The sequence below is a fragment of the Streptomyces erythrochromogenes genome, assembly GCF_036170895.1.
GTDB classification, from domain to species: Bacteria; Actinomycetota; Actinomycetes; order Streptomycetales; family Streptomycetaceae; genus Streptomyces; species Streptomyces erythrochromogenes.
The window spans coordinates 6,636,813-6,650,159 of record NZ_CP108036.1 but is presented as its reverse complement, the minus strand read 5'-3'; the positions used below and the strand labels follow the sequence as shown (position 1 = coordinate 6,650,159).

The 13,347-nt window shown below is 71.6% G+C and carries 11 protein-coding genes and 1 pseudogene; 1 reads left to right on the top strand and 11 read right to left on the bottom strand.

Annotated elements, in window-relative coordinates; translation table 11 throughout:
* Positions 1 to 14 precede the first annotated feature (14 nt).
* The 5 genes and pseudogenes from OHA91_RS30465 to fmt all read right to left on the bottom strand — a co-directional run bounded on the left by OHA91_RS30465 (position 15) and on the right by fmt (position 5,801).
* On the bottom strand, positions 15 to 2,261 hold the full coding sequence (locus OHA91_RS30465) for a hypothetical protein (protein ID WP_328740386.1): 2,247 nt from the start codon (positions 2,259 to 2,261) through the stop codon (positions 15 to 17).
* On the bottom strand, positions 2,258 to 2,641 hold the full coding sequence (locus OHA91_RS30460) for a DUF6507 family protein (protein ID WP_328740385.1): 384 nt from the start codon (positions 2,639 to 2,641) through the stop codon (positions 2,258 to 2,260). Before OHA91_RS30460 ends, OHA91_RS30465 begins: the two co-directional genes overlap by 4 nt.
* Before the next feature lie 126 nt (positions 2,642 to 2,767).
* Positions 2,768 to 3,136 (bottom strand): annotated as a pseudogene (locus OHA91_RS30455) (Imm21 family immunity protein); the annotation flags it as partial.
* Between the two features lie 130 nt (positions 3,137 to 3,266).
* Complete coding sequence (locus OHA91_RS30450) at positions 3,267 to 4,742, bottom strand: RsmB/NOP family class I SAM-dependent RNA methyltransferase (RefSeq protein WP_031150157.1); 1,476 nt, start codon at positions 4,740 to 4,742, stop codon at positions 3,267 to 3,269.
* A 114-nt stretch (positions 4,743 to 4,856) separates the two neighbouring features.
* Positions 4,857 to 5,801, bottom strand: a complete 945-nt coding sequence (gene fmt / locus OHA91_RS30445; protein ID WP_031150159.1) for a methionyl-tRNA formyltransferase — start codon at positions 5,799 to 5,801, stop codon at positions 4,857 to 4,859.
* Between the two features lie 252 nt (positions 5,802 to 6,053).
* Between fmt and OHA91_RS30440 the strand changes: the two genes are divergently transcribed.
* On the top strand, positions 6,054 to 6,602 hold the full coding sequence (locus OHA91_RS30440; RefSeq protein ID WP_031150161.1) for a hypothetical protein: 549 nt from the start codon (positions 6,054 to 6,056) through the stop codon (positions 6,600 to 6,602).
* Between the two features lie 183 nt (positions 6,603 to 6,785).
* Here the strand turns inward: OHA91_RS30440 and OHA91_RS30435 are convergent, their stop codons facing one another.
* From OHA91_RS30435 to OHA91_RS30410, 6 genes are all read right to left on the bottom strand, one after another.
* The gene (locus OHA91_RS30435) at positions 6,786 to 8,885 is read right to left on the bottom strand and encodes a primosomal protein N' (protein ID WP_328740384.1); all 2,100 of its coding nucleotides are present in this window, start codon (positions 8,883 to 8,885) and stop codon (positions 6,786 to 6,788) included.
* 88 nt (positions 8,886 to 8,973) lie between these two features.
* On the bottom strand, positions 8,974 to 10,182 hold the full coding sequence (metK, locus tag OHA91_RS30430; RefSeq protein ID WP_030965755.1) for a methionine adenosyltransferase: 1,209 nt from the start codon (positions 10,180 to 10,182) through the stop codon (positions 8,974 to 8,976).
* 197 nt (positions 10,183 to 10,379) lie between these two features.
* Positions 10,380 to 11,594, bottom strand: a complete 1,215-nt coding sequence (gene coaBC / locus OHA91_RS30425) for a bifunctional phosphopantothenoylcysteine decarboxylase/phosphopantothenate--cysteine ligase CoaBC (protein ID WP_031150168.1) — start codon at positions 11,592 to 11,594, stop codon at positions 10,380 to 10,382.
* A 129-nt stretch (positions 11,595 to 11,723) separates the two neighbouring features.
* Complete coding sequence (gene rpoZ, locus OHA91_RS30420) at positions 11,724 to 11,996, bottom strand: DNA-directed RNA polymerase subunit omega (RefSeq protein ID WP_004948662.1); 273 nt, start codon at positions 11,994 to 11,996, stop codon at positions 11,724 to 11,726.
* Between the two features lie 74 nt (positions 11,997 to 12,070).
* Positions 12,071 to 12,634 (bottom strand): guanylate kinase, encoded by a 564-nt coding sequence (gene gmk / locus OHA91_RS30415; protein ID WP_031150170.1) that lies wholly within the window; start codon positions 12,632 to 12,634, stop codon positions 12,071 to 12,073.
* 61 nt (positions 12,635 to 12,695) lie between these two features.
* Complete coding sequence (locus tag OHA91_RS30410) at positions 12,696 to 13,019, bottom strand: integration host factor (RefSeq protein ID WP_030008746.1); 324 nt, start codon at positions 13,017 to 13,019, stop codon at positions 12,696 to 12,698.
* Between the last annotated feature and the right edge of the window lie 328 nt (positions 13,020 to 13,347).

The following is a 13,347-nucleotide window of genomic DNA, read 5'->3' as shown; positions in this document are numbered from 1 at the left end:
TGGGCTCCCAGTTCCTACGGGTACCAGATGACATCTTCTCCCCAACCATGTGTTTCAACGATTTCCCTGATGCTGTCGATCGCCGCTTGATTCGCGTTCCGGACGTCAATGATGACTACCCGACGCTTTTCAACGATCTGCTCGGAAAAGGTACGCACCCAGGTATCGGCATCCCTCGCCGGGTTGTACGCGCCCGGGAAGGGCCGGGCCAGCAGGGCAGGATTTTTCACGTTGTTGAAGGGTGGCCAGAAAGAATGTACACCCTTGATGTCGTAGTGCCTGCCTGTGGTTTCCGAGCGGAACTCACCCATGTCCTGCATGGGTGGACGTCGAATGTCCGCAGGGAGGCGCCCCTGCTCCCGCAGGTCGAGGCCGACCCGGGCTTCGTCCTTCGACTTGACGTCGACCTGACCTCTATGGTCGGGGTCGTGCTTCAGGTGATCGAATTCGTCCGGAGCCCGCTTCTCCACTTCCTCTAGATGTCCCCAGTGCCCGGCGCGCTCTTCGACCGTCAACTCCGGAATCGGCTCGTTCACGCGATCGCTCGGCGTCGTCCCCGGTTCGCTCGAAGCGCCCGAGCCGTTGCCGTGGTTCCCGTCACCGCCGGGCGCGCCATCGGGATGACCGCCGGTGCCCGCACCTGGGGTATCGCCGAAGCTGCCGCCACCGGACGGAGTGTGCGTACCGGATCCACCTCCCGACGAAGTGTGCGCGCCCGCACCCCCACCGTTGCGGTCCGGGTGGGCTGCGGCGTGGCCGGCCGTGGACGACGTGTCGTGAGCGCCGCCTCCCTCACCCGCGGGGTGGGTCGGGCCCGTCGGGTGGCCCGTGGAGTTCTCCGCTCGGCCGGGGCCGCCCGCGCCTTCGAGGATGCGTTCCCTGGCCGGGGCGGGCTCGTGGGTGTTGGGCAGGTCGTCCCTGTGCGGCTCCCTGACGGGCTCGGTGTCGGGGACGACGTTGCCGTGCTCGTCGCGGATGGTGCCGTCGCGGCCGATGACGCGCTTGTTGCCCTGCGGGTCGGCGTACTCGTAGCCGGGCGGCGTCCTGTCGGCGGCGCCTGCGGGGGGTGCGGTGGTGTCGGCCGGGTGCGGGGAGGTTCCGCCGGGCATGTTGCGGGCCATGTCGTCCACGCCCGCCCTGCTCGCCTTCAGGCCCTCCATGAAGTCGCCGACCTTGATCTTGGTGACGTTCGCGGCCTTGCCGAGGTAGCTCATCGGGTCGACGAGCACGCCCGCCTTGCCGACCACGGTCGCGATCTCCGAGCCCACGCCCAGCTTTCCGGCCCTGCCGAGCTTGAGGAACGAACCCGCGCCGATGGTCAGGACGTTGAACACCACCGTCCCGCCGGCCCGCGCCGGGTCCTTGCCCCACTCGTCCCACGCGACCAGCGACTTGCCGAAGTTGCGCAGGGCGGCCTTGTTCTTCTCCCGGTCGCTGTGGTCGGCCGGGCCGAGCATCTTGTCCATCGCCCAGTCCCACGGCGTGAGGAGGTAGCCGCTGACTCCCTGGAAGACGTCGCCGATGCCCGACCAGGTCTCCTTGAGGGTGTCCATGTCGAACACGTTGACCATGTTGCCGAGGCCCTTGAGGGTGCCCCAGACGCCGTCGACGAAGAAGCCCTTCAGGCCGCTGCCGACGTTGTCCTTCGTCCACTCCCACGCGGCCCGCAGGCCCGTGTACTCGCGCTCGTCGGCCGTCCCCCAAGGCGTCTCCTTGGCGTCCTTGACGTCGCTCTCCTTGAAGCCGTACATGCCGGCCTTGTGGGAGCCGTCGTCGACGACGAAGTGCGTGCCGCCCACCAGCGTGGTGATCTTGTTGGCAGCGTCGCGCTCGACGCCCTGGAACGCCACCCACGTCACGCCGACCTCGCGGACGAGGCGCGCGTTCTCGTCGATCTTGCCCTGGTCCTGCTGCCAGTCCTCGTCGTCCTTGTTGTCCGCGACGAACTTCTCCGCATCGATGCGGAGTTGCTTCATCTTGTCCACCAGCGGGCGGGCGGTCGACGCGAAACTCGTCAGCGCCCCGCTGACGGACTCCAGCTTCGTCGCGAAGGCGTCCGCGTTGTCCCGCACCGGAAGCGTCGAGTTGAGCAGCTCCTCCTGCTCGGGAGCGTCGTAAACCGGATCCAGCGCCTGGAAGGCGTTGTGGACGTCCCTGCCGGTGCCGCGGATGCTGGAGGCGGTCGTCTTGAGCGCGGCCGCGTGCGTCTCCAGGGTGTCCAGGTTGCCGGTGAAGGTCGGTATCTTCCCGACGTCGATCACTTCTTGGGGCCCTTCAGCTCTTCCGCGGTCGGAGCCTTGGAGTACTCCTCCTGCTTGTTCTTCGCCATCTGCAGGTCGCCCTTGATGTACTCCTCAGTGGCCAGGCGCGCACCGGTGATGGACTTCCCCGTCCGGACGGGAAGGAACTTCAGGTCGTTTTCCGTTCGCTGCTGAAACTCAAGCAATGCTTGGGCCACAGGCCCGAACGCGCCCTCCTTGGGCAGCTCGGTCCCGCCCAGCACCATCGTGCCCGCCCACGTCGCGGCGCCGACCACGCCGTCGCTGTACGACGTGAACTCTTCCTCGAACTTGCTGCCTGCTTCGGCGGTCTTGTTCAGGACGCCTCGGACGCCGGCCGGCTTGATATCCCACGTAGACACGTTGTCCCCCGTTCCTCACAACGCTTCTCTCCAGTGCCCCGATGCCGGTCGACGGCGCCGCCGCCCATCCGCACAGGTGATCCATTTCTATCAACCTGGCATTGCTGTCTGCAAAGTGAATGAGGGTCATTCCGGCCCGTAGACCGCCCTTGTCGCGGAGTTGTGACAGGACGGACATCCCGCCGTCGGGTACTCGACCCCCGCTTCGGCGGAAATGAGCACGGCCGGGCCGTCCGACATCCACGTGCCGCGCTCCTCCCACTCCGTGGCGGGGTCCGCGAGAACCGCCCCCCGCGGCGGCCTTCCGTCGGGCCCCGGAGTCGGCGGCCGGCCAGCGCAGGAGGGCGCGGTGCCCGGGCAGGTAGCAGAGGTGGACGGCTCGTCCGCCAGCACGAGCGCCCGGGCGCCGGACCCGCCGACGGCGATCACGCCCGCCAGGCCGTCCGCCACCGCGCAGGCCCGGTCGTAGTCGTCGGCGGCGGTGGCGGTGGCGGTGTCGGTGTCGTCAGGCTGCCGCCGCCCACTGACAGGGCCACGACAGCCCGCGGATACGGGACACCCCCCGCGACAGACATCGTCGCGGGGGGTGTCGGGCCGTGGGCCGGGGCGTGGGTCGGGTCGTTCGCTACGCCGTGCGCCTCAGCAGGGCCAGGTACATCGCGTCCGTCCCGTGCAGGTGCGGCCACAGCTGGACGTCCGGGCCGTCGCCCAGAGCGGGGACGCCCGCCATGAACGGCCGGGCATCGATGAGTTCGGCGGACACCGGCGCGTTGCCGGAGCCGCGGCCCTTGAGGACGTCGTCCACCACGACCCGGGTCTCCGCCAGGTGCGGCGAGCACGTCGCGTAGCCGACGACCCCGCCGACCCGCACCGCCGACAGCGCCTGCCGCAGCAGCCCGCGCTGGAGCGGCGCGAAGCCCTCCAGGTCCTCGGGGCGGCGGCGCCAGCGGGCCTCCGGGCGGCGGCGCAGCGCGCCCAGCCCGGAGCACGGCACGTCCATCAGAACGCGGTCGAAGGAGCCCGGCAGCCATGCCGGACGGGTGCCGTCCGCCGTGATGACCTGGTACGGGCCCGGGTTGCCCGCGAGGGCCCGCTCCACCAGTCGCGCCCGGTGCGGCTGCTTCTCCGAAGCCAGGAGGAACGCCCCGCGCTCGGCCGCGAGCGCCGCGAGCAGCGCCGCCTTGCCGCCCGGGCCGGCGCAGCCGTCGAGCCAGCGCTCGTCGCGGCCCTCCACGGGCACGGCCGCCAGCGCCATCGCCACCAGCTGGCTGCCCTCGTCCTGCACGCCGGCACGGCCCTCGCGCACCGCCTCCAGCGCGCCCGGCTCGCCGCCCTCGGCCATCCGGACGGCGTACGGCGACCAGCGCCCGGGCAGCGCCGACTCCTCGCCGACCGCCTCCAGCAGCTCCTGGGGCGTGGACCGGCCGGGCCGGGCGACCAGCGTCACCTCGGGCCGCTCGTTGTCCGCCTCCAGCAGGTCCTCGATCCCCGCGCGCCCGCCGCCCAGCGCGTCCCACAGGGCGCTGACGACCCACCTGGGGTGCGAGTGGTAGACGGCGAGGTGCTCCTCGGCATCGTCCTCGTACGGCGGCGCGACCCGCTCCAGCCAGCCGTCCAGGTCGTGCGCGGCGATCTTCCGCAGCACGGCGTTGACGAACTTGGCGCGCCCGTCCCCGAGCACCACCCGGGCCAGTTCCACGCTCGCCGAGACGGCGGCGTGCGTCGGGATCCGGGTGCCCAGCAGCTGGTGCGCGCCGAGGGAGAGCACGTCCAGGACCGGCGGGTCGACCTCGCGCAGCGGGCGGTCGATGCAGGCCTTGATGACCGCGTCGTACGTGCCCTGGCGGCGCAGCGTCCCGTAGACGAGTTCGGTGGCCAGCGCCGCGTCGCGCGCCTCGAACTTCTCGTCCTGGCGGGCCTTCCTGAGCAGCGGCGGCAGGACGAGGTTGGCGTAGGCGTCGCGTTCGTCCACCGCCCGCAGCACCTCGAAGGCCAGCATCCGGACGGGGTCCTTCTGGGGCCGACGGTACGGCTTGGCCTGCTTGCCGCCCGCTCCTGCGGGAGCGGGCTTGCGACGGGGCTGGCGGGGCTGTTCGCTCACGTGAAAGGTGCTCCGGATGTACGAGTGCTACGAGTACTACGAGTGGTGCGGCTGCCGGTGGGGCGGGCGGTGCGGACCGCGCGTGGACGCGGGCCTGCGGCGCGGCCGCACTGATCAGCCTACGTCGGCCCCGCCGAGCCGCTCGCCGGGGGCGATCCGCACTCCGCGCGCCCAGTCGGCGGCGCGCATCGGCTTCTTGCCCTGCGGCTGGACCCAGAGCAGCTCGACGGCGTGCGAGCCGGTGCCGACGTGGACGCTGTTCTTGGTGGCGGACAGCGCGCCCGGCTCCAGGTCCGTACGGTCGGCCACCATGCCCAGGGAGATCAGCTTGAGCCGCTCCCCGCGGAAGACGGTCCATGCGCCCGGGGCCGGCGTGCAGCCGCGCACGACGCGGTCGGCGCGCATCGCGGGGGCCGTCCAGTCGATCCGGGCGTCCTCCACCGTGATCTTGGGTGCGAGGGAGATCCCGTCGAGGGGCTGGGCGACTGCGCGCAGGGTGCCGTCCTCGATGCCGTCCATGGTGGCGGCGAGGAGTCCGGCGCCTGCGAAGGCGAGCCGGGTGAGCAGGTCGCCGCTGTTGTCGGTCGGCCGGATCTCCTCGGTGAGGACGCCGTAGACCGGGCCCGAGTCGAGGCCTTCCTCGATCTGGAAGGTGGAGGCGCCGGTGAGCTGGTCGCCCGCCATGATCGAGTGCTGGACGGGGGCGGCTCCGCGCCAGGACGGCAGCAGCGAGAAGTGCAGGTTGACCCAGCCGTTGCGCGGGATGTCGAGGGCGCTCTTGGGGAGGATGGCCCCGTAGGCGACGACCGGGCAGCAGTCGGGGGCGATCTCGCGCAGCCGGGCCTGGAACTCGGGGTCGCGCGGCCGGGTGGGCTTGAGGACCTCGATGCCGGCCTCTTCAGCGCGTTCGGCGACCGGGCTGGCGACGAGCCGGCGGCCGCGGCCGGCCGGTGCGTCGGGCCGGGTGACGACGGCCGCGACCTCGTGTCGCCCGGAGGCGATCAGGGCGTCCAGGGCGGGTACGGCGACCTCGGGGGTGCCTGCGAAGACGAGCTTCACTGGGGGGTCCTACCTCGCTATGTCGGCTGTCAGCAGCGCACCAGTCTATGGGGCGTCCGCCGGGCGGCCCACTTGTGGTGCCGAGGGGGCGTGCGTACACGCGCGCGCCACTCGCATATGCCGACACGCCCCCACAGCGTGACCTGCACGACGGGTGGCGCGTTGGTCAAGAGAGATTGACCGAAACGGGCCGCGTGTGAACGATGTCTGCGGCCCGATCCGCCCTTCAGCACCGGTTCGAGAGGCTTCTTCATGGCCGACCACGCCACCCACGACGCCCAAGCCCGGGCCAGCCTGCACCTCCTGGTGCGGGACATCGAGCGGGTTCGCCGGCAGGTGGATGCCCTGCGTACGCTCACCGCCCAGCTCGGCAACGTGTACCGCCCCCGTCGCTCGGGTCCCTCCACGGGTTTCGTCGTCTACGGCAGGGCGCCCGCGCCCACCGTCCGCCTGGCCCAGGAGCTGCGGGACAGCGTGGAGACGCTGGTCACCGCCGCGGTGGACTTCGACCGTTCGCTCGGCTTCTCGTGGGACGCGGTCGGTTCGGCGCTCGGTGTCACCAAGCAGGCGGTGCACCGCCGCTACGGTGCCCGGCGGGCGCAGTCCGCGGAGGCCTCGGAGCCGCTGGCCGAGGGGACGACCACCCGGACGCTGGGGCCCCTGCCCACCGTCCCGGCCGCCCGTTCGGTGCCGCCGCAGCCGGTGCGCGAGGAGGCGCAGGCCGCCGCCGGCGGTCCTCCCGGACGGAGTCTGGGGGACGCTCCGCGCTCCCCCGCCTTCCCCGGTCCGCGCAACGGCTGACGCTGTCCCGCCGCCGGGACGCCGACCCCCGACGGCCGGCCGCCTCGGGCCGCCGCGCATGAATCCGCCCCGGCTGGGACGCCCGTACGGGTCCCCGCCGGGGCTTCGGCGTTCGGCGCGGCCTCGGTACGGCCTCGGTACGGCCTGCGTGAGGCATTCGGTACGGCCGTCGGTACGGCGGTGTCAGCCGATGTCCGCCGGGTCGATCCGGACCCGTACCGCGTCCGCCGCCGGGACGCCTCGGGCCAGGCGCGCCGCCTGCGCGGACTTCAGGGCGGCCGCCAGGGCGGCTCCGCTGCCGGGCGGGACCCGGACCAGGGCCCGCTCCCCGGGAGAGGGCTCCCCGCGCCGTCCGGGCAGCGGCACCGGGCCGAGGATCTCGGCGTCGGCCGGCAGCCCCGCCCCCGCCAGGAAGGCCTCCAGCGCCTCGCCCCGCCCGGCGACCGCGGCCATCCGGGAGACCGGCGGGAAGCCGAGCTGGGCCCGCTCCGCGAGCTCCCGTACGGCGTGGCCCACCGGGTCCCACCGGACGAGGGCCTGTACGGGCCGCAGCGTCGGCTCGGCGACCACCACGACCTGGCCGTCCGCGCGGACGAGGGAGGACGCGGCGATCCAGCGCCGCAGCGCGTCCTCGCCGGCCCGCAGGTCGGGACGGGTCAGCATGGCCCAGCCGTCGAGCAGCAGCGCCGCGGCGTACCCGGCGCCCGCCGCCACCGGTTCGGCGCCCGGGGTGCTCACCACGAGCGCCGGCCGGTCCGGCACCTCGTCCAGGACGTGGTCGCGGCCGGAGGTGCGCACGGGCACGGCCGGGAAGGCCCGGCCCAGTTCCTCGGCGGTGCGCCGGGCGCCCACGACCTGGGCGCGCAGGCGGAAGGACCCGCATTCCTCGCAGTGCCAGGACGGCTCGCCGCGGCCGCACCAGCCGCAGGTCAGGTCCCGCTCGTCGGGGGCTTCCAGGGGTCCGGCGCAGACGGTGCAGCGGGCGGGTGTCCGGCACCGCTCGCACGCCAGCCTGGGCACGTAGCCGCGGCGCGGCACCTGGACGAGGACGGGCCCCGACTTCAGTCCCTCCCGTACGGTCTCCCACGCCAGGCTGGGGAGCCGGGCGGCGCGGGCCGCCTCGTCCCGGGCCAGGAGTTCGTCGCCGACGGTGCGGATCCGGGGCGCGGTGGCCCGCACGGTCTCGCGGGCCGCCACGAGCGGGCGGGCCCAGCCCGACTCGACGAGCTGGGCGGCCTCCACGGTGCAGCTGGTGCTGCCGGCCAGGAACGCGCAGCCGTCGCTGACCGCGCGCAGTTCGAGCACTTCGCGGACGTGCGGGAAGGGCGCGCGGTCCTCGCTGTGGCTGGAGTCGCCGTCGTCCCAGATCGCGACCAGTCCGAGGTCGCGGACGGGGGCGAACATCGCGGCCCGGGTGCCGATGACGGCGCGGACCGAGCCCCGGTGGAGGGCGAGCCACTGGCGGTAGCGCTTCTCGGGGCCGGACTCGGCGGTCAGCAGGGCGTGCCGTCCCTCGCCGAGCAGGGCGGTCAGGGCGGCGTCGACCCGGCCGGCGGTCCGGCCGTCGGGGAGCACGGCCAGGGCGCCGCGGCCGGAGGCGAGGGTGGCGGCCATGGCCCGGGCGAGCTCGTCGGCCCAGCCGGGGCCCGGCAGGGCGGTCCACACCGCGCGCGGGGCCGCGCCGGTGGCGAGGGCGCGCAGGAAGCCGGGCCCGGCCCCGTACCGCTCCCAGCCGCCGGGCTCGGGGGCGGCGGGCGGCGGCAGCGGCTCCGGGGAGGGCTTGGCCTCGGCGCGGGCGTTGCGCGGGGGCAGGGCGAGCTGGAGCACGTCGGCGAGGCTGCCGGCGTACCGGTCGGCGACGGCGCGGGCGAGGGCGAGCATGTTTGGGCCCAGGACCACCTCGGGCGAGACCACCTGGGCGAGGGCGGCGAGCGCTCCGTTGTAGTCGGACTCGGCGCGGCGCTCGACGATGAAGCCGTCGATGAGGCTGCCGCCCTCGCGGCGGCCCCCGCGTACGTGGTGGGAGCCGGCGCCGAAGCGGACGCGGACGCGGACGCCGGGCTGGGCGGCCTCGGAGAGCTCGGCGGGCACGGCGTAGTCGAAGGTCCGGTCGAGGTGGAGCACGCCCTTGTTCACCAGGACCCGGGCGACGGGCAGCTCCTCGGCCAGGGCGGCCCCCCGCCAGGTACGCGGCTTCGCCTTGGGCGCCTTGGCCTTCGCCTCGGCGACCATCTCCCGGATCAGTGCGAGCTGCTCCGGCGGGGAATCATTCGCGCTGCTCACATCAGCATTCTTACCAAACCGCTGTGACAGGCGGGCGTGCGCGAAAGGCCCCGGACCGCGCGGTCCGGGGCCTTTCGTCGGGTGGTCCTTACAGACCGGCGGCGGCGCGCAGGGCGTCCACGCGGTCGGTGCGCTCCCAGGTGAAGTCCGGCAGCTCGCGGCCGAAGTGGCCGTAGGCGGCGGTCTGGGCGTAGATCGGGCGCAGCAGGTCCAGGTCGCGGATGATCGCGGCCGGGCGCAGGTCGAAGACCTCGCCGATCGCGTCCTCGATCTTCTGGACCTCGACCTTGGCGGTGCCGAAGGTCTCGACGAAGAGGCCGACGGGCTCGGCCTTGCCGATGGCGTACGCGACCTGGACCTCACAGCGCGAGGCGAGGCCGGCGGCGACCACGTTCTTGGCGACCCAGCGCATGGCGTACGCGGCGGAGCGGTCGACCTTGGACGGGTCCTTGCCGGAGAAGGCGCCGCCACCGTGGCGGGCCATGCCGCCGTAGGTGTCGATGATGATCTTGCGGCCGGTCAGGCCGGCGTCGCCCATCGGGCCGCCGATCTCGAAGCGGCCGGTCGGGTTCACGAGCAGGCGGTAGCCCTCGGTGTCGAGCTTGATGCCGTCCTCGACGAGCTGGGCCAGCACGTGCTCGACGACGAACTCGCGGATGTCGGGCGCGAGCAGCGAGTCGAGGTCGATGTCGGAAGCGTGCTGCGAGGAGACCACGACCGTGTCGAGGCGGACGGCCTTGTCGCCGTCGTACTCGATGGTGACCTGGGTCTTGCCGTCGGGGCGCAGGTACGGGATGGTGCCGTTCTTGCGGACCTCGGACAGGCGGCGCGAGAGCCGGTGCGCGATGTGGATCGGCAGCGGCATGAGCTCGGGGGTCTCGTCGCAGGCGTAGCCGAACATCAGGCCCTGGTCGCCGGCGCCCTGCTTGTCGAGCTCGTCCTCGTCACCCTCGACGCGCTTCTCGTAGGCGGTGTCGACACCCTGCGCGATGTCCGGGGACTGGGCGCCGATGGACACCGACACGCCGCAGGAGGCGCCGTCGAAGCCCTTCTTCGAGGAGTCGTAGCCGATCTCGAGGATCTTGTCCCGGACGAGCTGCGCGATCGGCGCGTAGGCCTTCGTCGTCACCTCACCCGCGATGTGCACGAGACCCGTGGTGATCAGGGTCTCCACGGCGACGCGCGAGGTCGGGTCCTCGGTGAGGAGTGCATCGAGGATCGTGTCGCTGATCTGGTCAGCGATCTTGTCGGGGTGGCCCTCGGTCACAGACTCCGAGGTGAACAGACGACGGGACACAACGCTCCCTGGGGTTGCAGCGGCTGCTGGCTGATCATTTGGCGGAACCACATCGGGGGCTGCGCCCGATCACGTTCCAGGTGCAGTTTATCGGTCGCCACCGTTGCGCGGACCATCCGTCTCGCCTTGTGGGAGCCGTGTGACCTGCGGCACTCACATTCTTGCGTACGGGGGTGACCGAGTGAAGGGGAATCGGCTCAGGCGCGTCGTGGCGTATACCGCTGCGTAACCTGGTCCCAAATCGCTTCGGCGAGGGCTTCCTTCGGACCGTAGGGCACCGGGATTTCCGACCCGTCCGAGGAGAGGATGATCGCCTCGTTCTCCTCGGATCCAAAGGTGCGGGCCTCCCCGACTTCATTCACGACGAGAAGATCACATCCCTTGCGGCGGAGCTTGGCCCGGCCGTTGTCGAGGACGTCGTCGGTCTCCGCGGCGAAGCCCACGACCACCTGGCCCTCGCGCGCCCGGTCGGCGGAGATCTCGGCGAGGACGTCCGGGTTGCGTACGAGCGCGACCGGAGCGGGGTCCTCCCCGTCCTTCTTCTTGATCTTTCCGCCGGCGTACTCGGCGGGCCGGAAGTCGGCCACGGCCGCCGCCATGACCACGACGTCGGCGTCCGGCGCCGCCTTGAGCACGGCTTCCCGCAGCTGTACGGCCGTCCCCACGCGTACGACGTCCACCCCGGCGGGATCGGCCAGCGCGGTGTTGGCCGCGATCAGGGTGACCCGCGCCCCGCGGGCAACGGCCGTACGGGCGAGCGCGTAGCCCTGCTTGCCGGAGGAGCGGTTCCCGAGGAAGCGCACCGGGTCCAGCGGTTCGCGGGTGCCGCCCGCGCTGATCACGACGTGGCGCCCGGCGAGGTCGGGCGCGGCCACGCCGCGGCGCAGGACCTGCCGGCACACCTCGAAGATCTCCTCGGGGTCGGGCAGCCGCCCCTTGCCGGTGTCCTTGCCGGTGAGCCGGCCCACGGCGGGCTCGATGACGAGGGCGCCGCGGCGGCGCAGCGTGGCCACGTTCTCCTGGGTGGCGGGGTGCTCCCACATCTCGGTGTGCATCGCGGGCGCGAAGACGACCGGACAGCGGGCGGTGAGCAGCGTGTTCGTGAGCAGGTCGTCGGCCAGCCCGTGGGCGGCCTTGGCCAGCAGGTCGGCGGTGGCCGGGGCGACGACGACGAGGTCCGCGCTCTGGCCGATGCGCACGTGCGGCACCTCGTGGACGGTCTCCCACACCTCGGTGGAGGCCGGGTTCCCGGAGAGGGCGGCCCAGGTGGCCTCGCCGACGAAGTTCAGGGAGGCCGCCGTGGGCACCACCCGCACGTCGTGCCCGGACTCGGTCAGCCGGCGCAGCAGCTCGCACGCCTTGTAGGCGGCGATCCCGCCGCTGACGCCCAGCACGACCTTCGGCTTACCCATCCGCGCACACCCCTTTGACACTCTCGACTCGTCCGACGCGTTCGGCTCTGATCGTCGTACCCACCCATGACACACCACAGGCCCGGCAGATGTTCTGCCGGGCCTGTGGTGAAGGAATTTCTCGGTGCCTTACTGGGCCGGGGCCTCGATGGCCTCGGAGGTCAGCAGACCCGCGTTGATCTCGCGCAGCGCGATCGAAAGCGGCTTCTCGTGGACGTGGGTGTCCACCAGCGGGCCGACGTACTCGAGCAGACCCTCACCGAGCTGCGAGTAGTACGCGTTGATCTGACGCGCGCGCTTGGCCGCGTAGATCACGAGGCTGTACTTCGAGTCAGTGGCCTCGAGCAGCTCGTCGATCGGCGGGTTGATGATGCCCTCGGGCGCAGTGATGGAAGAGGACACGCTCTACCTTCCGAAGATGGATGAAAGATTGGGCCGTCTGTGGTCGGGCGATGCAGTGAAGATCTACCGACGATTCAGACAACTTCCATCAAGGCTAGCAGCTCACGGGCCACGTCCTCGACGGAGGTGTTGACCAGGGTGACGTCGAACTCCGACTCGGCAGCGAGTTCGATCTTGGCAGCGCCGAGTCGGCGCTCGATCACCTCGGCCGATTCGGTACCCCGGCCGGTGAGCCGGCGGACCAGCTCCTCCCAGCTCGGCGGGGCCAGGAAGACCAGCTGGGCCTCGGGCATGGACTCGCGGACGAGCCGGGCGCCCTGGAGGTCGATCTCCAGCAGTACGGGCTCGCCGTTTTCCAGGCGCTCCAGCACCGCGCCGCGCGGTGTGCCGTAGCGGTTGCCCGCGAACTCGGCCCACTCCAGCAGCTCGCCGTTGGCGATCAGCTTGTCGAACTCGTCGTCGTTGACGAAGAAGTACTGGACTCCGTGTCGCTCACCGGGCCGCGGTTTGCGGGTGGTGGCCGACACCGAGAGCCATACCTCGGGGTGAACCTTGCGCATATGCGCGACGACCGTGCTCTTGCCGACCCCTGAGGGGCCGGAGAGCACGGTCAGCCGCGGACGAACCTCTGCTGCCATAGAGCGATTATCCAGGTTCTCAGGACTGCCTGAGAACGCCGGGAGAACTTCAGTCGACGCTTCAGGCGCCGGTGCTGCCGAACTCACGCTCCAGAGAGGCGATCTGGTTGGAACCGAGACCTCGGACACGCCGGGACTCGGAGATGCCGAGACGCTCCATGATCTGCTTGGCGCGCACCTTGCCCACGCCAGGCAGGGACTCCAGCAGGGCGGAGACCTTCATCTTGCCGATGACGTCGTTCTCCTGGCCCGTCTTGATGACCTCTTGGAGCGAGGCGCCGGAGTGCTTGAGTCGATTCTTCACCTCGGCCCGCTCCCGGCGAGCCGCGGCGGCCTTTTCGAGCGCGGCTGCGCGCTGTTCAGGGGTAAGGGGCGGAAGAGCCACGCCTACGTCACCTCGGATGTCGAACTGTCGGATACGGACCGGTGGGGAACCCAAGGGCACCACACCAGGCGAGCTCCCGAACAGCGATGGAACTCGTTCGCTGCACGTTCACTCTGCTCGGAGACTAGCGGCCAACACCGCTCCAGTCAGCGAGAACGAACGAAAAGTCCTGGTCAGCCTCCGCTGAACCGTACATCACGGACAAAATACCCCTGTTTTGTCCGGTGAAGAGCGTTCGATTTTCGTCAGAAAGTGCGAGACCCCACTCCGCGCAGATGCGGAGCGGGGTCCCACAGGGGTCTCCCAGGAGTCTCTCGGGGGTCCTTCC

Excerpts from the sequence above, each read along its gene's own strand:
- OHA91_RS30440 (WP_031150161.1), top strand. The coding sequence starts at position 6,054 with ATGGCCGACCACGCCACCCACGACGCCCAAGCCCGGGCCAGCCTGCAC.
- coaBC (WP_031150168.1), bottom strand. The coding sequence starts at position 11,594 with ATGGGTAAGCCGAAGGTCGTGCTGGGCGTCAGCGGCGGGATCGCCGCC.
- gmk (WP_031150170.1), bottom strand. The coding sequence starts at position 12,634 with ATGGCAGCAGAGGTTCGTCCGCGGCTGACCGTGCTCTCCGGCCCCTCA.